This is a genomic window from Acinetobacter sp. ANC 4204 (genome assembly GCF_002135205.1).
Lineage (GTDB): Bacteria > Pseudomonadota > Gammaproteobacteria > Pseudomonadales > Moraxellaceae > Acinetobacter.
In genome coordinates this window covers 304,679-324,615 of the sequence record NZ_NEFZ01000002.1, presented here as the reverse complement: position 1 = coordinate 324,615, position 19,937 = coordinate 304,679, and the positions used below count along the sequence as shown (strand labels likewise).

At 40.7% G+C, this 19,937-nt stretch carries 16 protein-coding genes and 10 tRNA genes; 18 read left to right on the top strand and 8 right to left on the bottom strand.

All coding sequences use genetic code 11. The features are described 5' to 3' along the window. Position 1: 1 nt before the first annotated feature. Positions 2–463: a hypothetical protein gene (locus tag B9T36_RS05435; protein WP_086208513.1), complete on the top strand. Its 462-nt coding sequence runs from the start codon at positions 2–4 to the stop codon at positions 461–463. Between the two features lie 53 nt (positions 464–516). On the opposite strand, the gene dapE is transcribed toward B9T36_RS05435, so the two are convergent. From dapE to B9T36_RS05420, 3 genes are all read right to left on the bottom strand, one after another. Next, the gene (gene dapE, locus B9T36_RS05430) at positions 517–1,650 is read right to left on the bottom strand and encodes a succinyl-diaminopimelate desuccinylase (RefSeq protein ID WP_086208512.1); all 1,134 of its coding nucleotides are present in this window, start codon (positions 1,648–1,650) and stop codon (positions 517–519) included. A 120-nt stretch (positions 1,651–1,770) separates the two neighbouring features. Beyond that, complete coding sequence (locus B9T36_RS05425) at positions 1,771–1,911, bottom strand: entericidin A/B family lipoprotein (protein WP_086208511.1); 141 nt, start codon at positions 1,909–1,911, stop codon at positions 1,771–1,773. Positions 1,912–2,068: 157 nt separating this feature from the next. Then, the gene (locus B9T36_RS05420; RefSeq protein ID WP_086208510.1) at positions 2,069–2,947 is read right to left on the bottom strand and encodes a DUF1853 family protein; all 879 of its coding nucleotides are present in this window, start codon (positions 2,945–2,947) and stop codon (positions 2,069–2,071) included. Positions 2,948–3,044: 97 nt separating this feature from the next. Here B9T36_RS05420 and B9T36_RS05415 point away from each other — a divergent pair, with 97 nt between their 5' ends. From B9T36_RS05415 to B9T36_RS05355, 13 genes are all read left to right on the top strand, one after another. Further along, a complete protein-coding gene (locus B9T36_RS05415) occupies positions 3,045–3,437 on the top strand; it encodes a YbaN family protein (RefSeq protein WP_004694474.1) in 393 nt (130 codons plus the stop codon). Beyond that, positions 3,437–3,940: a cell wall-recycling L,D-carboxypeptidase ElsL gene (gene elsL / locus B9T36_RS05410; protein ID WP_086208509.1), complete on the top strand. Its 504-nt coding sequence runs from the start codon at positions 3,437–3,439 to the stop codon at positions 3,938–3,940. Before B9T36_RS05415 ends, elsL begins: the two co-directional genes overlap by 1 nt. A 282-nt stretch (positions 3,941–4,222) precedes the next feature. Further along, a tRNA-Val gene (locus B9T36_RS05405) sits at positions 4,223–4,298 on the top strand. Between the two features lie 25 nt (positions 4,299–4,323). Next, positions 4,324–4,400 (top strand) — tRNA-Asp (locus tag B9T36_RS05400). Between the two features lie 49 nt (positions 4,401–4,449). Then, positions 4,450–4,526 (top strand) — tRNA-Asp (locus B9T36_RS05395). A 21-nt stretch (positions 4,527–4,547) separates the two neighbouring features. Then, a tRNA-Val gene (locus B9T36_RS05390) sits at positions 4,548–4,623 on the top strand. 13 nt (positions 4,624–4,636) lie between these two features. Next, a tRNA-Asp gene (locus B9T36_RS05385) sits at positions 4,637–4,713 on the top strand. Positions 4,714–4,781: 68 nt separating this feature from the next. Next, positions 4,782–4,857, top strand: a tRNA-Val gene (locus tag B9T36_RS05380). A gap of 10 nt (positions 4,858–4,867) precedes the next feature. Then, positions 4,868–4,944 (top strand) — tRNA-Asp (locus B9T36_RS05375). 63 nt (positions 4,945–5,007) lie between these two features. After that, positions 5,008–5,083 (top strand) — tRNA-Val (locus B9T36_RS05370). A 50-nt stretch (positions 5,084–5,133) separates the two neighbouring features. Next, positions 5,134–5,210, top strand: a tRNA-Asp gene (locus B9T36_RS05365). Between the two features lie 88 nt (positions 5,211–5,298). Further along, positions 5,299–5,374 (top strand) — tRNA-Val (locus tag B9T36_RS05360). 85 nt (positions 5,375–5,459) lie between these two features. Further along, a complete protein-coding gene (locus tag B9T36_RS05355; RefSeq protein WP_086208508.1) occupies positions 5,460–5,921 on the top strand; it encodes a DUF2750 domain-containing protein in 462 nt (153 codons plus the stop codon). Positions 5,922–5,935: 14 nt separating this feature from the next. On the opposite strand, the gene B9T36_RS05350 is transcribed toward B9T36_RS05355, so the two are convergent. The 4 genes from B9T36_RS05350 to yccS form a co-directional block, all read right to left on the bottom strand. Beyond that, positions 5,936–6,742, bottom strand: a complete 807-nt coding sequence (locus B9T36_RS05350) for a YdcF family protein (RefSeq protein WP_228146970.1) — start codon at positions 6,740–6,742, stop codon at positions 5,936–5,938. Between the two features lie 69 nt (positions 6,743–6,811). Then, a complete protein-coding gene (locus B9T36_RS05345) occupies positions 6,812–9,466 on the bottom strand; it encodes a PepSY domain-containing protein (RefSeq protein ID WP_086208507.1) in 2,655 nt (884 codons plus the stop codon). Positions 9,467–9,635: 169 nt separating this feature from the next. Then, entirely contained in the window at positions 9,636–10,196 is a 561-nt protein-coding gene (locus tag B9T36_RS05340; protein WP_086208506.1) for a YcxB family protein, read from the bottom strand. A gap of 85 nt (positions 10,197–10,281) precedes the next feature. After that, positions 10,282–12,456: a YccS family putative transporter gene (gene yccS / locus B9T36_RS05335; protein WP_086208505.1), complete on the bottom strand. Its 2,175-nt coding sequence runs from the start codon at positions 12,454–12,456 to the stop codon at positions 10,282–10,284. A gap of 140 nt (positions 12,457–12,596) precedes the next feature. Here yccS and B9T36_RS05330 point away from each other — a divergent pair, with 140 nt between their 5' ends. Continuing rightward, complete coding sequence (locus tag B9T36_RS05330; protein WP_086208504.1) at positions 12,597–13,805, top strand: multidrug effflux MFS transporter; 1,209 nt, start codon at positions 12,597–12,599, stop codon at positions 13,803–13,805. 70 nt (positions 13,806–13,875) lie between these two features. On the opposite strand, the gene B9T36_RS05325 is transcribed toward B9T36_RS05330, so the two are convergent. After that, positions 13,876–14,586: a nitroreductase gene (locus tag B9T36_RS05325; RefSeq protein WP_086208503.1), complete on the bottom strand. Its 711-nt coding sequence runs from the start codon at positions 14,584–14,586 to the stop codon at positions 13,876–13,878. A gap of 423 nt (positions 14,587–15,009) precedes the next feature. Here B9T36_RS05325 and B9T36_RS05320 point away from each other — a divergent pair, with 423 nt between their 5' ends. The 3 genes from B9T36_RS05320 to B9T36_RS05310 all read left to right on the top strand — a co-directional run bounded on the left by B9T36_RS05320 (position 15,010) and on the right by B9T36_RS05310 (position 19,615). Beyond that, positions 15,010–16,314, top strand: a complete 1,305-nt coding sequence (locus tag B9T36_RS05320) for a DcaP family trimeric outer membrane transporter (RefSeq protein ID WP_086208502.1) — start codon at positions 15,010–15,012, stop codon at positions 16,312–16,314. A 509-nt stretch (positions 16,315–16,823) separates the two neighbouring features. After that, the gene (gene gltS / locus B9T36_RS05315; protein ID WP_086208501.1) at positions 16,824–18,065 is read left to right on the top strand and encodes a sodium/glutamate symporter; all 1,242 of its coding nucleotides are present in this window, start codon (positions 16,824–16,826) and stop codon (positions 18,063–18,065) included. A gap of 74 nt (positions 18,066–18,139) precedes the next feature. Continuing rightward, the gene (locus B9T36_RS05310; RefSeq protein ID WP_086208500.1) at positions 18,140–19,615 is read left to right on the top strand and encodes an alanine/glycine:cation symporter family protein; all 1,476 of its coding nucleotides are present in this window, start codon (positions 18,140–18,142) and stop codon (positions 19,613–19,615) included. Positions 19,616–19,937 lie beyond the last annotated feature (322 nt).

Below are 19,937 nucleotides of genomic sequence, written 5' to 3'. Positions count from 1 at the left end.
AATGAATGCAAATGTTTCAAAGACCATGAATGAGCAAATCAGCCAGCAAGAGTTGCAATATCTGATTACGGTATCAACAGGTTTTATTGATGCTTATATCATTGAATGCCATGGAAAAAATTCCATGTTATTACCACAAAATATTGTACTGTCTGCACTCGATAGTGATACGCAGGTTAAAACTGTAGAGTGGCATGATCTACATCTACCCGTCTATGCCGTGAATCGTCCTGAACAGACGGAAGGTGTGGCATTGGTGATTGAAGGAGATGATGCGTCTCAACGTTTTGCTTTAATGTGTAATGAGATGCCGAAGTCTATTCGTTTACGTATTTCTGAAATTGTAGATGATGAAACACCAGCGAATGACCCAGCAGTGTTCCAACTAGTACGTATGGGTGAAGAGTTGTATCACATCCCTAATTTAAATCAAATTCAGGCAAGTTTAGGTTTATCTACTTAAATCTGTACTCAATAAAAAAGGAACTCAGATGAGTTCCTTTTTTATTGAAAGTCTTATGCTAAAAGCCCTTCTAAAATTTGTTCGTAAATTTCAGCAAGTGGTTCTAGGTCCGCGACATTCACATGTTCATCAATTTGGTGGATGCTGGCATTTAAAACGCCAAGTTCAAGAACTTGTGCGCCTGTAGGAGCAATAAAACGACCATCAGATGTACCACCAGAGGTCGAAAGTTCAGTTTCAACTCCAGTTACATTACGTATGGCATTTTTCGCAGAGTTGACCAGTTCACCAACAGGGGTGAGGAAAGGTAAACCTGAATGTGTCCATTTGATGTCGTAATCTAAACCATGACGGTCTAAAAGCTCTAAAACACGTGCTTTCAACTCTTCTGCGGTTACTTCTGTTGAATAGCGGAAATTGAAAGTTACGGTCATCGTTCCAGGAACAACATTGGTCGCACCTGTACCTGCTTGAATATTAGATACTTGAAAAGAAGTTGCAGGGAAGTATTCGTTACCTTGATCCCATACGGTATCGCAAAGTTCTGCAACGGCTTTAGATGCTATATGAATCGGGTTAATCGCAAGGTGTGGGTAAGCCACGTGACCTTGCTTTCCTTTGACTGTCAAGACGGCATTTAATGAACCACGGCGACCATTTTTGACAATATCACCTAATTGATGGGTACTTGATGGTTCACCGACCAAGCACCATGTCATTTTTTCATTGCGTGCTTCTAATGTTTCAATCACTTTAACTGTACCGTTAATAGATGGACCTTCCTCATCAGAAGTAATCAGAAATGCAATCGACCCTTTGTGGTCAGGGTGCTTTGCAACAAAACGTTCAGAGGCAACCACCATAGCTGCTAAAGCCGTTTTCATGTCTGCACTACCACGTCCGTAGAGTTTACCATCACGAATTTCAGGGGCAAATGGATCGGAGTTCCATGCGTCTAAATTGCCTGTAGGAACGACATCAGTATGTCCTGCAAAACAAAATACAGGAGACTCAGTGCCTTTGCGCGCCCATAAATTATCAACATCATCAAAACGCATAGATTCAATATTGAAGCCAATTTTTTCTAAGCGTTCAGCCATAATATTTTGACAGTTGTGGTCAACTGGAGTAACCGATGGCTGGCGTAAAAGTTGGAGGCTTAAATCGAGAGTAGCAGAAGAGGTCATGCGGATTTCAGAGTCAATAAAACAGTCGGCACTATAATAGGCGATTAATGTCTAGAATGCGAAACTTAGCAATAAAAAAACCTTATCGAAACGATAAGGTCTATGTGGGTTTAGAACAGATTATAATTTATCGGCAGTCTTATCTGCAGAGTTGGTCACAGCATCTCCCACTTTGGATACATCTTTACCCACGCCAGCAACTGTATTACAGCCCGTTAAAACAAAAAGCATCACAAGTGAACCAGCAATAATTTTCTTCATGTTTATCTCCAAAATTTTTGGTGTTGTCATCAAATGATTCTGTTCTGATGTTTTATAAGGTTAAAAAATAAACATATTAAAATGTAGCAGTGTTTTACATGAAATAGGTAACTATATGTAGTCTTATGTATATTTGTATAAAGTAACTTCTGCAAAATCAAGTAAAAATCAAACTCGAATTTCGGTACATATAAAACTGATTGTGTTGATTTTGTAAATACAATCCATTGGTCCACCAGTGGGCAGTGAGACTACTTGGCACAGCATTTGGGCAAATCCATTCTTGACGTTGTAGGCGGAAAAAATTTAAATCGGCCTTGGGAATGGTAGTCCCCCAAATTCCCAAGCGCCGGTCAGGATTGAGCCAATGTGGAAGAGAGTATTGGTTAAAATCACCAACATCCGTGAAACTATTTTTTAAGGGTAGAAAGAGTTGTCCTTTTAAAACAGCATAGCGTATCTGAATGTCAGTATCTAAAGCTTGCTGGAATTGGAACTGTTTTTGAGTAAAGTGTTTTAGTTTGCGGTTTAAAGTATCAGTACGATTTAAACCGTACCATGTGGTTAGGCCCATATCTGTTTCACCTAAATAATATTTCAACGCGACTTCCCAGTGCTCGATTTGATTGGTTTCAGTATTTTTAATTAGAAAATCGAGTTCACCTATAGTATGAGCACCATTAATGATTTGGATACTATGTCCCAATAGTTCATAACCATGATAATGATGATCCAGTAACCAAAACCACATGAACATTTCAAAGCGCAGACCTAGACGGGTACTTTTCAGTTGAACCATAAAGTCTTCAAGTTCTTTCGGGGCTTGATCGAGCTGTTTAAGGCGAGGTAAATAGGTTTGAAAGTGCTGTTGCCAGATCTGTGAGGGATGAAAATGAAAAGCATGTCGTATATCGAGTTCTAACGGCAACGCAGACAAAATGTTTGGACTTGCTACAGCAAAAGCCAACTGACGAACCAATGGATGTTTAAATTGGAGCCACGGTTCAAACAATTGATGCTGTGAAATGAGATGCATGTGTGAGCCTTAAAAAAGAAGCGAAATATGCAGAAGGACAACGGATAAATCCAAAAAACACTTTATACTACCGCAATTCGGTGTTTAGGAAAGTGGTATGAAAACGTTGTTTTGGCGTTGTTTAGTGGTGATCTTTGTCATCCTAGGCTTTATCGGCGCGCTTTTGCCGGGTATGCCAACAACTGTTTTTTTAATCTTAGCTGCATGGGCTGCATCCAAAGGTTGGCCACAAATGGATGCTTGGTTGCTGAATCATCCGAAATACGGCGCAACATTAAGGGCATGGCGTGCCAATGGGACTGTACCACGTAAGGCGAAATGGTTTGCCAGTATCATGATGTTGATCAGTGGGGTGATTATGCTCTTTACCAATGCGCCATTTTTAGTCAAATTATTTACCAATACCACTATGTTAATTGTTGCAATATGGCTATGGCTACGCCCTGAACCAAATACGTTGATAGATAAAAAACAAATAGAGGACAACTGATGTCTTATGTGATTGCTGATGCAGACGTCTTGATTGATCTAGCTGAACAGACTTTAACACTGCCTAAAAAGAATAAATTTTATCTGATCTCATCGGGGAAAAATGGCATTGGCGAAACTGAAAATAGTGGTAAAACCCCACGGGGTTGGCATTGTATTGCTGAAAAGCATGGCGCTGAGCAACCACAAAATGCTGTTTTTATTGCTCGAAAGCCGACAGGGGAGGTTTATAATCCCAATTTGGCGGCTCAGTTTCCAGAACGGGATTGGATTTTATCTCGGATTTTATGGTTGAGTGGTTTAGAAGAAGGCTTTAATCGCGGGGAAGGATGCGATACCTATCAACGTTATATCTATATTCATGGAACGCCTGATACCGAGCCAATGGGGATGCCGATGTCACATGGCTGTATTCGTATGCGTAATGCTGATGTTATGGAATTATTTGAGCTGATTGATTGCAATGCATTGGTTTATATTTCCGAACATAAACTTGAAATTTAAAATGTGGATTAAAAATAAACAAAGTGATTTTACTGAATACTATTAGGCTTAATTCAAAAGGCTAAAACTTAACAAAACTGCGTGATTTAGCCAAAATGACTGGCATGTTTAAGAAAATAAATTAGACGAATCTGTTAAATAACATACAGAAAATCCTTGTTTTTATACCATTTGACCTATTTTTTAATCACTCGATTGTAAAAAAACGAAAACAGGCCGAAAAGCGTTTGACAGCCTGTAAAGATTCTCTATAATGCACCTCACAAACGATAAAGACGTTAAGGGCGCTTAGCTCAGTTGGTAGAGCGTCTGCCTTACAAGCAGAATGTCGGCGGTTCGATCCCGTCAGCGCCCACCAAGCCTTTACGTTAAAGATCTTACGTGCAGCGGTAGTTCAGTTGGTTAGAATACCGGCCTGTCACGCCGGGGGTCGCGGGTTCGAGCCCCGTCCGCTGCGCCACTTAAGATTTTTAATATTGTTTGTACCACATTAGTGACTTTGTGTAAGTGCAGCGGTAGTTCAGTTGGTTAGAATACCGGCCTGTCACGCCGGGGGTCGCGGGTTCGAGCCCCGTCCGCTGCGCCATTTATACAAAATCCTTAATGAGGGCGCTTAGCTCAGTTGGTAGAGCGTCTGCCTTACAAGCAGAATGTCGGCGGTTCGATCCCGTCAGCGCCCACCAGATTTTTTGCGATGCAGCGGTAGTTCAGTTGGTTAGAATACCGGCCTGTCACGCCGGGGGTCGCGGGTTCGAGCCCCGTCCGCTGCGCCATTCAAAGAATCAATTAAATTTAAGTTCCTGAGCTTAAGTTTAAAAAATAAGACTGACAATCTTAATCAGGGCGCTTAGCTCAGTTGGTAGAGCGTCTGCCTTACAAGCAGAATGTCGGCGGTTCGATCCCGTCAGCGCCCACCATATTTACGACGCAGCGGTAGTTCAGTTGGTTAGAATACCGGCCTGTCACGCCGGGGGTCGCGGGTTCGAGCCCCGTCCGCTGCGCCATTTAAATATAAATTTAAGTTCCTGAGCTTAAATTTGAAAAATAAGACTGACAATCTTAAATCAGGGCGCTTAGCTCAGTTGGTAGAGCGTCTGCCTTACAAGCAGAATGTCGGCGGTTCGATCCCGTCAGCGCCCACCATATTCAAGCTGTAAAGCTTAATGACCCTAATTGCATTCGCAATTACCGTTGCAGCGGTAGTTCAGTTGGTTAGAATACCGGCCTGTCACGCCGGGGGTCGCGGGTTCGAGCCCCGTCCGCTGCGCCATTTCCTAGATCCCTTGTGCTAGTAAATGGAATCAAGCAAGATTTCTTTCTTGCATCATAAAAATAGCAATGCTATTTTTACTTCTCAAGGGCGCTTAGCTCAGTTGGTAGAGCGTCTGCCTTACAAGCAGAATGTCGGCGGTTCGATCCCGTCAGCGCCCACCATATTCCCTAGTCGTAAAAACCTTGCTTATCTCAAGCTGTTTTCATACACTGCTGTGCAATAATAATTTTAAAACATGACAGATTTATGAGAAATCCATATCAACGCAAAGCTGCATCTAAAAATCAAAATACTGCTTACGATCCTCTCCAAGTTTATCGCCTTTTTATTGAAACTATTGTGCATCAGGGCCATGTTTTGGCGTTGTATCATGATGGGTGGGCACTCTGTGCTACACCAACTGGACAGCGTTCATTTGCGATGTGGCAGAGTAAAGGCTTAGCACAGCTTTTAGTGAAAGATAATTGGGCGGGTTATGAAATTCAGAGTATTGGTTTAACGGACTTGGTTGAAAAAGTGATTCCTTTTTTACGTGTTGAAAATACGACAGTGTCGATGAATTTAACACCAGAAGGGCAGAATGTTTTGGTTGCTCCTGAAAAATTATTATTAGATATTAAAAATTATCTGTATCAGTTTTCGATACAAAAGCCTGATTTATTCAAGCAATTACAATTGCCTTCACCACGTCATATTCGTCTGCATTAATATATTGTTTTGCTTTAGTATTCGTTGAGTAGCCAACCGCTAATAAAGGCAAAATACTCTCGTAGCCATGCGTTATAGCGAGTTTCAAGTGGTGTTTTAGCACCGATCATGATGGGTGATTGATAACCTTGGCGAATTGCAATCGCACGACTACGTGGAATGTGGAAATCGCTGGTGACAATCGCAATCGGTTGTTCAATAGAGATATGTTGTTGAGCTAAAATCTTTTTGCTATTGAACAGGTTTAACTCTGTACTGGTACTTTGTTCTTCGGTGTAGATGCGATGGGCTGGAATATGGTGTTGATCCACCAAATATTGACGCATTGCGTTGGCCTCGCTGATGTTTTGCTGTGGAGATAGCCCACCACTTACAACAATAATAGTTTCTGGATATTGTTTTACGTAATGAGCTGCCTGATCTAAGCGACTGGCTAAAGTTGGACTCGGTTTACCGTGCTTTAGCCCACTGCCAAGAACTAAAACGGCGGATGCATTGACATGGGGTATGTTTTGTTCATTTGAAAATTTTAAAAAGAGAAAGAAAATGGCTAAACTACAAATCCATAGCAAGAAAATAGCCCAAGTGTAACGCCATATTGATTGTCGGATTTTATTGGTTTGAATATAAGCCCTAAGCCTAGGGGCGGCGAGTGCATAAATCAGCAGACCTAATCCAATAAACAAAGGCAGGAGAATGCCGAAATCAAAGCGGAGTTGTAAAATAAAATACAAGCCATCTGCGAAAAGTAATGAACCGATGATAAAACTAATGATTCTTTTTGATTTTTGCATGTAGGCTTGTGAGTTTAGGCTTTGCATGGATTTTAGCAAATTTATATATAAAAAAACCGAGCATTGTGGCTCGGTTTTCTCATCTTGATTTAATGTTTAATAAACATCACGACGGTAACGACCTTCTTGGCGGAGTTGATCTAATTTTTCTTCGCCTAAGATTTCTACCAACGCTGTATCAACATCACTTGCCATCCCATTAATGCTACCGCAGACATAAATGACGGCACCCTTTTCAACCCATGTTTTAAGCTCATAGGCTTGTTCAGTCAGTTTATGGTGTACATAAACTTTCTCTGCTTGATCTCGTGAGAATGCTAAATCTAAGCGTTGCAACATGCCTGTGGTTTGCCATGCTTCAATCGTACTTTGATAGAAGAAATCATGTTCACGCTGACGCTCACCAAAGATCAACCAGTTTTGAGTATAGTCTAGGCGGGTACGTGCATGGAGTAGACTCATTAAACCTGCGATGCCTGTGCCATTACCAATACAAATGATAGGGCGGTTGTCATTGATCAAGTGGAATGATTCATTAGTACGAATACGCAGTGCGATAGGTTGCTGAAGCTTGGCATGTTGGGTTAACCAACCAGAACCTAAGCCCAGTTCACCTTCTAAATCTTGCTGTTGGCGCACAACCAACCGTAACACTTGTTGGGTCGGTACACTTGCAATCGAGTATTCACGTGTAGGTAAAGGGCTCAACTGTTCCAGCAAATGTTCCAAGTTGGCAAAAGGTTCAATCTCTGTGCTGAGGTTTTTATCCCAAAGCGCTTGTTCAATCGAAATAGCTAAAGACTCAACGATGCTCTGTGCTGCAATGTGATGCTTTTGCATGAAGGCTTGGATACGTGTTGTGCTATTACCTGGTTGGATTTCAGCAATATCGCCTGCTTGCCATGTAACATCGAAGTTGGTTTTTAGCTCGATATTATAAGCATGTGCGCCAACACTGTTTGGATTGAGTACTTCACGTTGTGCCAAAGTCCATTGATCAAAGGTTTTATCAATATTCATGGCTTGAAGTTCAAGTTTTGTTGCAGAGGCAAGAGCACTATTCCAACGCTGAATATCGCTGTTGTCTGCATTATTGACTTCAATGGTTGCAAATAAAGTATGCGCTCCATTGGCTTTTAACCAATGGTCAATGCGATGCCCAAAACTACAATAGGAGTCAGGGTATTCTTGAGAGCCTAAAGCCAATACGGCATAGTGCAGGTGTGACAAATCCAAGGTTGTATTTAAAAATTTCTTTTCAAAACTACTAGCTAAGTCAGGTGCTTCACCCGTGCCATAAGTACTTGCAATAAAAAGTACTTGTTCGGCAGTTTTTAAGTCATCAAGTGTTAAGTGTTGCACCGCTTTTACGCTTACTGGCTGTCTTGCTTCTTGTAAGCTGGTTGCAGTACGCCAAGCGATTTGCTCAGAAACACCAGTTTGGGTTGCATAGGCAATCAGCCACGGTTTCGCATTTGGATCAACCGTAACATTCAACGCTCCACCACGTGCTTGTTGGGTGAGTTTCTTTTGTTTACGACGTTTCAGATAGAGCATCCACCCCGTTATAAAGAACAGTGGCATCATTAGTGATGCGAACATGGCAAAGAATTGATAAATTGGGCCAAAGAAGCTACCACGGTGCACAGGAAGCATACTGCTCATGATTTTTTCATTCAGCTTCTTCTCTTCATATAACTCCATTTTTTCAATTTTTGAAGTTTGATAATTAAAGACTGCTGAATTTCGCGCTCGCTCATGCTGTGGAATTGCATCTACAAATGAAAGTTCAAGTGTGCCATCTGGCTTTTTCGGAATATTTAAGGTCAGTGTTGAATAGTCGCGACCAACTTGTGCATTAAAGCCTGTCCATGTTTGGGTTAAAGCAATTTGCACTTGTTGAGGTGATAAGCCTTTATGCTCACCTTGCCCACGTTCGCCATGTGTAGCGTGCTCGCTTTGTGGGCCGCCACGACCTTGCTCACGTGACTCGCCACCACGAGCACCCGTTTGTTCTCCGCGTGGGCCTTGAACTACACCTGCATTTGGACGGGGGCCTTCTTGCATTTGTGGTTGCGGGCGTTCAACACCAAGCACTTTGAACATGCCATCGCGCCACCAATCATAGGACCAGTATAGCCCCGTACAGGCCAAGATGAGATAAAAAATCACCACCCAAGTGCCAACAACCGCATGTAAATCCCAAATGAAGTTGCGTCCTTTCAATTTAGGCTTAACAAAAAACCATTGTTTGATGGAGTGACGCTTGGGCCAACGGAGGTACAGACCACTCAATACAAAGAAGATGAGCATGAGGGTACAGGCACCTGTGATTTGCTTACCCACAGGACCGACTGTTAAAGTGCGGTGTAGTTGTTGAATAAAGTTAAAAAAATCACGACCTTTGATTTCGGGTAAAACTTCGGCGGTATATGGATTTACCATCATGTTATAGCCACGGCGTGCACCTTCTTTCACAATATTAACTGTACTGGATGCAGTGGGCTCTTGAGCAATGGTAATACTGTTAATTTGGATGCTTGGATCATTCTTTTGGAAATGCAGATACAACTCAGCAGGAGTTAATTTATTGTTTTGACTTGCTTGAACGGTATAGCTGCTAGGATTCATCCACTTTAAGATTTGCTGTTCATAAGAGTAGATGGCACCTGTGACACCCATAAGAGATAGAATGAGACCCGCAGTGATTCCCAAAAACCAATGCACTTGGAAAAATGTCTTTTTAAACATGGCTAGACTTGATCGTGAGCGATTTGTTGTGCGCGAATTATACCTGAAGATTGAGAAGATACTATGGATTTAGCAATTAATATTTATTCTCATTATCATTTATATTTAGAGATTTAGGGGATAAAAAAACCTCCCAAATAAGGAGGTTTTTTTATAAAATAAAAAGCGATTAAAGCGGTTGAGCTTCACCCACAGTTTCTTTTAAATGCGTACGGATCGTATTAAATGAGAAGTTTTTGCTATCCATGCGTTTTGGCAGGATGTAAGCACCTTCTTGGCCTTTCACCTTAAACTTAATCAATAAGAACTCAGGTGTGTTGTACCATTCATAAATATCTTTCCAACTGATTGCACCGACACCTTCCTGCATGCCCATTTGTTGGCGCATAACCAGACCATGAGGTTGTACACCTAAGCGAATGCCTTTAATTTCCTGTACTGGAAACTCATTCATTTTGCGCTTTACATACCATTCTAGGCCGAATTTACGGACCAGTAGATAGACTACAACACAGGCTATGGCAACCCAACAAAAAATTGTGGAATAGTTTTTAAGCAGAATTAAGCCGAGGATTGAAAGGGCAACGACAGCACCCATGATGATCCAGGCTTTCAGGCTGATTTTGTTTGTGCTACGCCAAATTTTTAATTGAGCATCGCGTTGTTCAGACTCAGTGATTTCATAGTTCACAGGCTGTAAAGTATAAGCGTATAAATTTTTCGCGGTCATAGTGAAAGTAACAGATTTAAAACTGCAAAAAGTTTAGCATTATTTAGAGCATTTCAGTGAGTATATTGTTCCAAAATCACCCAAATTATAATGAAGCTAATTCTGTAGCCTCGTGATCCCGTTCATGGCTCAAACTTTGCTTCAAACGACTGAATTGATTTAGGATGCTAAACATCAATGACAGCTGTTGCAAAATGATCAATGCTTTTTGATCTTCTTCATTATTTTGGCTTAAACGTTGACGAATGGTTTGAAGCATATTCTGTGCAGTTAAATCAGGCATTTCGTCACGTAGCAGTGCACCTTGGATATTGTCAAAAGCGCGATCCATCAATTCTAAAATTTGTGGGTCGTCAATTTTTTCACGATGTGCACCCAGTGCCGCAATATAACTGATAAAGGTATGATTGAGACACAGAAATTCAAATGCCAAACTTTTTTGAGTGGGGTCAAAGTCAGGCTCGGTGGCTAAAGTTGAAATGAGTGAAGCAACTTCGGCATCGGTATTGTGCGCTGCACGGCGAACAACGCGATAATTCAAGCCATTGTTGCGTCCAGATTTATACTGCTCAATTACTTCAGCCAAATAATTGCATTGTGCGGCAAGGGAGCGGTAAATGGTGCGGGGGAGACGACGAAATTTCCAATCGGGGAAAATAAAACTCACACCCAACCACGCCAGCCCACAGCCAATCAGGGTGTCAATCATCCGCGGAAGTGCCGCGGCGTAACCCATGCCGTCTAAATTAAAGTTAATTAAAGCCAAAATAGTAATAAATGCAGTGGCTTGAGCATATTGTTTACTGCGAAGTTCGAAAAAGAGGACACCACTGATCACTAACATGACCAATTGGCCTTCAATGGATGGGACAAAATACAAGATGGCATAACCTAAAAGAATTCCAATCAATGTACCTATGATCCGCAAGCGCAAACGTCGTTTGGTGGCATTAAAGTTGGGTTGGCTGACAAATAAAGCGGTCAGTAAAATCCAATAACCATATTGAATATTGGTTACTTGAACAAAAATATAGCCGACCAAGAGTACAATCGAAACCCGTATTGCATGTCGAAATAGTACGGATTCAGGCGTGAGATTTTGTTTAATCCGCACCACAATGTCATCCCAACCTTTGAGGTCATCATCTTTAAGCTGACTTTCAATGTGCTTACTTTTATCAAATTTGATATTGCGCTCAGTTTCTAAGTTACGAAGCTGTGCATCAATTGATTTTAAGTTTTGAAATAAGGAAAACAGGGCATTGACCCAAATTTGGTCATATTGTTGTTCATCTTTGAGCTTTTCTAAAGATAAGCGGAGGTTTTCAAACGCATGTTTAAAGCGTTTATTATGCACGTAGGTTTGGCGGTTTAATATGCTGCTACTGAGGTCCTTACAGGCCTTGGCTTGGATGGATAAAATACGTTGAAAGCGAAACAAGATATCACTGTGCTGAAAGATCTTAGCCAGTTTCTGATAGTCAATATGTGCTGAATCTGCACGTTCATGGATATCTTGTGCGACAAAATAATATTGCAAGCTCCGACGGGTATCACGCTGCCCACGGTCACCTTTTAAACGGGTGAGTAGAGCGGTTTTCATGTCGTTGAATATCGCAATTAATTTGCCATTTTCCAGAGACAGCTCAATCATACTTTGTTGATAACTATTTGGCGTCATATCGACATCGAATAGATTAGACTTGGCAAAGAGAAAATCGGCCAAAGACGAATAACATTTGGATAAGTTATCTTGAACCTGACGCACTGGGAAAAGCAGAAAACTGATGGTTGAAATCAGGCTATACCAAATTGCACCGATGACTAAAAGCGAAGGTTGCATATACCATTGGTCAAAAAGACCGACACCAAGCATGGAATAGACGGAAATAACCAAACAACCATATGAAATGGTTGCATAACGACGTCCCAATGAACCCAGTAAAATAAAACCGATACAGGAAACAATAAGACCTAGCGCAAATAAAATCGGGTGCGGAAATAAAAAATAAATAGAGGTGGCTGTGACGAAAAAACCAATATAGGTATAAATCAAGTTCATGATGCGCACAGAAAAGCGGTCATCAATATCGCTTAAACCCGCTGCAACTGCACCCAGTGTAAGTGGAATAGTTGCCAGTTGGAACCCCATAAAATAAGGTACAAAAGCGGTTCCTGCAAAGGTGATGACCATGCGGAGGTTATACATAAAGGTTGTATTATAAGTAGCCTGTTTTAGGCTCGTCAGCCATGCTTTCAAAGCGCACCTTTATCTGTCTTTTAGGGTTAGACAATTTTCAAATATGAGAATATGTGAAATTTCACTTGCTCAGGTATAAATCATACTATGGAGCGTGTAAACTTGTCTGCAAACTCTCCTTTAAAAAACACATTAATCCTATGTCAACTACACAGGAAAAAGCGGAATATTCTAACGCTTGGATTCTTTTACTCGCTTCATTGACGGCACTAGGCCCACTTTCTATTGATATGTACTTACCCGCTTTGCCACAAATGGCAGATGACTTTGGGGTAAGCACACAAATGGTTGCTAACAGCTTGCCTGCATATTTTCTTGGTTTGGCTCTTGGGCAGCTAATTTATGGGCCTGTAAGTGACCGAATCGGGCGTAAAAAGCCTCTGTATTTTGGATTGAGCCTTTATATTGTGGCCAGTTTACTGTGTGTGTTTGCAAACAGTGAATGGAGCTTAATTGCTGCGCGGGTGTTACAGGCTCTAGGTGGTTGTGTCGGGGTGGTGATTGCACGTGCTGCAATTCGTGACCGTTTGGATATGCAAGCTTCGGCACAAGCTTTTGCCAGTATGATGATTGTGACGACCATTGCTCCAATTATTGCACCAAGTTTGGGCGCTTTGGTGCTGAGTTTTAGTAGTTGGCACAGTATTTTTGCCATATTGATGCTTGTTGGTTTGGGAAGCCTCTGCTGTGTACATTTCTTTTTTAAAGAAACTTTAGATCCAAAGCGTCGGTTAAAACTGAATTTCAATCAAGTACTCAACTTATATAGTGCGATTTTCCAAGATCCAAGTTTTAGACGACCAATGTTTGTTGGTTGTTTTGCTGGCGCGGTTTTATTTTGTTATATCAGTGCCTCAGCTGCCATTTTGATGGACGGGTATGGTTTGAGTCAGCAAATTTTTGCCTATGCCTTTGGTGCGAATGCGGTTGGCATCATGCTTTTCTCAACTTTAAATAAACGTTTAGCACGCAGTTTAAATGTATTTCAACGTTTAAAATTAGGCAGTGCTTTGCAATTGTTAGGGGTTATTTTGCTGTTAATAGCAGGAAGCATGGCAACAGCACCTTTATCTGTTGTGTGTGCAGGTATGTTTTTAGCCGTTGCAGCGATTGGTTTTACGGGACCAAATGCAATGGCAATTGCAATGTCTGAGCAAGGCGCTCGTGCTGGAACGGCTAGTGCTATTATGGGCAGTATGCAATTTGCATGTGGTTTACTTTGTGGCGTGATTCTAAATTTCTTAGTTTGGTCTGCACTTTTAAATATGGCCATTGTCATGGCTATTTTTGTGTTACTGGCTTTATATTATGTGTTCAAACTTGGGCAAGACGAAGGGATAAAAGCCTAAGTCTGAGATATTTAAATGTATAAAAAAGAGACTGTAATCAGTCTCTTTTGATAAATGAAAGCTGTGATCTCTATTCGTCAGTTAAAAAAACAGCAAACTCGTCTACGGGGACCCGTGGTGTGATAAAGCTATTCACAATGTGTTCTGGGTCTGCATAACCTAAAGCGATTGCGCCGACTAATTCTTCATCTGATGATGCACCAAGAATACCCAGTACGATAGAATGAAAGTGATTCCATGCTGCTTGTGGGCAGGTGTCTAAGCCACGTGCTTTGGCTGCAACCATCACATTTTGCATCATCATGGCAATGTCCATTTTAGACCCAATGCCCATGACTTTATTGACTGTAAAAAATAAGCCCACAGGTGCATCAAAAAATTGAAAATTACGGAGTTGCTGTTGAGCCATTTTACTTTTTTCATTCTTTTGAATGTTGAGTAATCCATACAGCCCCCAACCATTTTCGCGACGACGGTCAATATAGGGTGAAATCCAGTTTTCAGGATAATAAGCGAAAGTTTCTTGGTATTGTGCTGCTTTTTCAGGATGTTGAAAAAGCTCAAGTTGCGCATGACAAACACGTTCAACTATTTCATCGCGCTTTTTCCCAGTGACCACATACACTTTCCATGGTTGTGTGTTGGTCCCTGATGGTGCTCGGCTGGCGACGTGTAAAATATCTTTAAGGGTTTGTACCTCAACCATTTGGTTTGTAAAGGCACGAACTGAATGGCGTGAGCGAATTGCTTGATCGACAAGATCGGACATCTGCTGCGTCATAATTATCCTACTTTTTATGCAAAGACGTAGTTTTGACCACTTATTTGGCAGCATGTGGTTATCAATCAAACTAAGACTTTAGTTATAAGAAAAAAATATAGATATCACCGAAAACTCAGTCTATATTTAAGAATATATGAAGAATTGTTACTTAATTATTGCAAAAACATTTTTAAATTGTAATTTCATAATTCAAAGCAGATGAAGTGTGATGCTTATTCCAGTTTAGAAGGTTTCTAATTAGACTTTAGTTGCAAAAGTAATAAAAGATCATATCCAAAAACATCGAAATGTGCGATTTTTCATCTTTATAAGATTGTTCTATACATAAAGAGACCGAAATGGAATGGTTTTTGTATAGTAAATTTTACTGAAATGGAATTTTTGACTTACCACTAACTATGTAATAAAGGAAGCTTGCGTATGCGTTTAGCCCTCACTAAAAAGCCATTTGTCGCTCAAAGCCTAGCACTCAGTGTTGCCGCGTTGATGATGACAACGACTCATGCAGCAACGAAAGAACAACAAGAGATTGCTCAATTGCGCGCTGAAGTTGCTGAGTTAAAAGCTTTAATGCAACAGCAGCAACAAGTTCAACAACAACAAGCCGTTCAGATTCAACAAGTCAAAGCACAGCCAGCACCACCTGCGAAGCCTGAGTCAGCATTGTCTTCATTTAAATCTAAGTCAGGTGCTGACATTAACCTATATGGTTTTGTTCGTGGCGATGCAAACTACATTATTGAAGGTGCGGATGATGACTTCAATAAAGTGTCTAGTTCAGATGGTCAAACCAAAGACAAGCTTCGCGCAACTGCTAAAACTACGCGTTTAGGTTTGGATTTCAATACCAATGTTGGTGGTGATAATAAGCTTGGCGGTAAGGTTGAAGTTGACTTTGCTGGAACAAATGAAGCACTACGTATTCGCCATGCGTATTTAACCTATAACAACTGGTTATTTGGTCAAACCACTTCTAACTTCCTGTCTAACCATGCGCCAGAAATGATTGATTTTGGGACCAACGTGGGTGGGGGTACGGCACGTATTCCACAAGTTCGTTATGGCTTTAATTTAGCGCCTGCAACCAAATTATTCCTTGCTGCTGAAGAAGGTAATAGTTCTGCAACAGCTCGAAATGCGACTAATACAGCAAACGTTACTTCAGATGTAAAATATAGCTTACCTGTATTAACTGCAAAATTAACGCAAGGTTTTGCAGATGGTAAAGCAAATGCATCTGTTCGCGGCTTAGTAGAGCAATATAAGTCTGATGCATCAGGCGATGATAAAACAGGTTGGGGTGTGGCAGCTGGTGTAAATTATCAAGTGATTGACCCGCTAAAACTAAGTGCAGATGTATCTTATGTACAAGGTAATAGTAATTACCTATATGGAAGTAATACAGCATTCTACGTAGATCCAGCAAATGGTAACATCGAGCAAAATGAAGCATTTGGTGTGCAGGTCGGTGGTACATATAAGTTCAACGAAAAATTACGTTCGACTTTAGCTTATGGCGCACTGTTTGCGGATGATGGTACGGATTACGCAACTTTAAATCCAGCAGCAAATGAAGAAGTTTACCAAGCATGGATTAACTTTATCTATTCACCAGTTAAGCCATTGGACTTAGGTGTTGAATATATCAATGGTAAACGCGATACCTTTGCAGGAAATAGCTACAAAGACAACCGTGTTGGTTTTATGGCGAAATATAACTTCTAAAATCGAAAACTGTAGTAACAAAACAGGAGCTTTAAGCTTCTGTTTTGTTTTTTAGAAAGCATAGAAAATTTATATAGGCTAAATAATGAGTGAAAATAGATTTTAGTATTTAAGACAGAAAAAGAATAAGGGAAATAGTTAAAAATTATTGTAAAAAAATAAAGATTATCTATAAAAAATCTGCATAATGTCGGTCTTTCACTCGTATTGTGCTTTTATTGGTTAATTTTAAGCCACTATGGGGCGATTTTTGTGACTTAAGTCAAAAAATCGTATCTGTGTCCAAAAATTATTGGGCATTACGTTCTTTCAGTTTACTCATCGGTAGAGCTGAATATGTTATGCATCAGATCGCTTAGTTGTTACCAATTTACCCATTGCCTGAATTTTCATACGCAAGACTGAGTTTGACTCAGATTTACGAAATCTATCTTGAAGTATCAATGGATTCAGTGGCTTATTTATTAGCCAGATAACAACTCTAAGCATCAGCTTTATGGACAATTGTCATGGAATTTACATTTAACGCATTTTATACCTTGATTGCTGCTGTCATTGTTTTGTTACTTGGTCGCTTCTTGGTTAATAAAATTGATTTCTTGAAACGCTACAACATTCCTGAGCCTGTAGCAGGTGGTTTGGTTGCTGCGATTATCTCTTTGCTTGTGCATAGTCTTTGGGGCTATAGCATTACTACAAGTAGCGAATTACAGACCAGTTTTATGCTGATTTTCTTTGCTTCAATTGGTTTAAGTGCAAACTTCTCCAAATTACGTGAAGGTGGGATCGGTCTTATTATTTTCTTAATGGCTGTTGCTTCCTTTATTGTGGTACAAAATTTCGTGGGCATTAGCCTTGCAACCCTATTAGGTATTGATCCATTGATTGGTTTAATTGCGGGTTCAATTACCTTAACTGGTGGTCACGGTACTGCGGGTGCTTGGGGTGAAATTTTAGAAGTTAAGCATGGTATTCAAGGTGCACTTGCATTAGGTATGGCGAGTGCAACTTTTGGTCTAATTATTGGTGGTTTAATTGGTGGCCCCTTAGCAAAACTACTTATTAACCGCTATGAATTAGCGACACCACGTACCAATGAGCAGATTGAAAGAAGTGATAATACGCCTTTACCAGAGATTAGCTCAACGGAATATGTACCATTTGAATATCCGCATCGGGTTCGTCTTATCACAGCTGATAATGCAATTACCACATTAGGTTTGTTCGCAGGCTGTTTGGCTTTTGCTGACTTTATGACAGGTCAGATGAAAGGCACAATGCTTGAGTTGCCAACATTCGTTTGGGCGCTTGCTGGTGGTGTGATTTTACGTAATGTATTGGAAGGGATTTTTAAAGTTCAAATCTTTGATCGCGCGATTGATGTATTTGGTAATGCATCATTATCACTTTACCTTGCGATGGCATTATTATCATTGAAATTATGGCAGTTGGCTGACTTGGCTGGTCCACTGGTTGTTATTTTGGGTGCGCAAACAATCACTATGGCATTGTATGCGGGCTTCGTAACTTTCCGTGTAATGGGGAAAAACTACGATGCTGCTGTATTGTCTGCAGGACACTGTGGTTTTGGTATGGGTGCAACACCAACAGCAGTGGCAAACATGCAAGCCATTACCAACATGTATGGTCCTTCTCATAAGGCATTCTTAATTGTTCCTTTATGTGGCGCCTTCTTTGTAGACTTGATTAACGTTGCTGTTATTCAGTCTATTTTGCAGTTTTTTAGCTAATTGAATGTGCGATTTGCCCTAGGAAACTAGGGCTTTTTTGCTTTTTAGTCTTTCACAATAATTAGGAAGTCGAGATGAATGATCAGTTAAATGAAACATTACTCGGGTGGGTGAATACACTGAATGGACCTCTGTGGGACTTTTTAGTGGTTTTTCTGGTTGCCGTTGGTTTGTTTTACACGCTAATTACGGGTGCGGTGCAGGTTCGCTTATTTTTACACAGCATCAAGGTGATGAAATCAAGCCGTAAGGAATGTGATGATGACCATGGTATTACGCCTTTTCAGGCTTTTGTAACGGGGCTTGCAAGCCGTGTTGGTGTGGGTAATGTTGCTGGTGTTGCGATCGCAATTGCGATTGGTGGACCGGGTGCAGTTTTTTGGATGTGGGTGACTGCATTTTTAGGCATGAGCTCAGCTTTTGTTGAATCATCTTTAGCACAATTGTTTAAAGTGCGTGACCAAGAGAATAAACAGTTCCGTGGAGGCCCTGCTTATTATATTACTCAAGGTCTGAAGCAAAAATGGTTGGGCGTAGTTTTTGCTGTAGCATTAATTTCAACCTATGGTTTTGTGTTTAATGCAGTACAAGCCAATGCCATTACTGGTGCAACAGCACATGCATGGGGTTGGGACAAAGCCAATTTGGCTTTTGAACTGGGCGGCATTCATATTGTGGTGTCTTGGGTTGGGCTCGGTTTAGTCTTGCTAACTGCAGTGATTATCTTTGGTGGGATTAAGCGTATTGCGAAGGTTGCTGAAAGCTTTGTTCCATTTATGGCTATATTGTATTTAGTTGTTGCACTTTATATTGCCATTATTAACTATGCTATTTTGCCTGACATCTTTCAGCTTATTTTCTCGAAAGCATTTGAGTTTGAGGCGGCAGCAGGTGGATTCTTCGGTGCGATGGTTTCCATGGCAATGATGATGGGGATTAAACGTGGTTTATTCTCTAATGAAGCAGGTATGGGTTCAGCACCAAATGCGGCAGCTGCATCAGATGTGAAACATCCCGTAAACCAAGGTTTAGTACAAATGCTCGGTGTATTTGTGGATACGTTTGTGGTGTGTTCATGTACAGCAATTATTATTTTGGCGTCTGGTCTGTATCACGATGCTGGGTTTGAAGGTGTTGCATTAACACAAATGGCGCTAGAGAGCCAAATTGGTTCATGGGGGGATGACTTCCTTGCAACGATTTTATTCTTATTCGCTTTTTCATCAGTCATTGGTAACTACGCCTATGCTGAAGGCAATGTGCAATTTATTAACAACAACGCCAAAGTGATGTTTGTGTTCCGTATCTTTGTTTTGATTATGGTCTATCTTGGTTCAGTGATGAGTGTGCCCCTTATTTGGAACACTGCGGATTTGTTCATGGGCATCATGGCCACCATTAACTTGTTTGCCATTTTGTTATTAACACCATTCTTATTGATGTTGTTAAAGGACTATATCGGTCAGCTCAAACAAGGAGTGAAAGAGCCAGTGTTTAAATTGGACAACCATCCTAAATTTAAAGATAAAGTCAAATCAGACATTTGGTAATTCGCCAGAAAGCCTCTACTTAAAGTAGGGGCTTTTTTATGCACTAATAATCGTACATTAATGAATCTTCAATGGAGTTCGTGCATCAGCCATTTTCTGAGCTGTCTTGAAATCACAATGAAAGTTCTTTCTCCTTTTTAAAGGAGAGGGCTAGGGAGAGGATTTATAGGAAGAATCTGCCCTCATTCTAAGCTCTTCACCAAGAGAGAAAGTGACGTTCAATACTTATTTTATTGTCAGGGAATGATCATTTTTTGACTACTTCAAGAGCTCTAATGAGTCAAAATTTATGACCAAACTGAGTCCAATAAGTGACTAGACT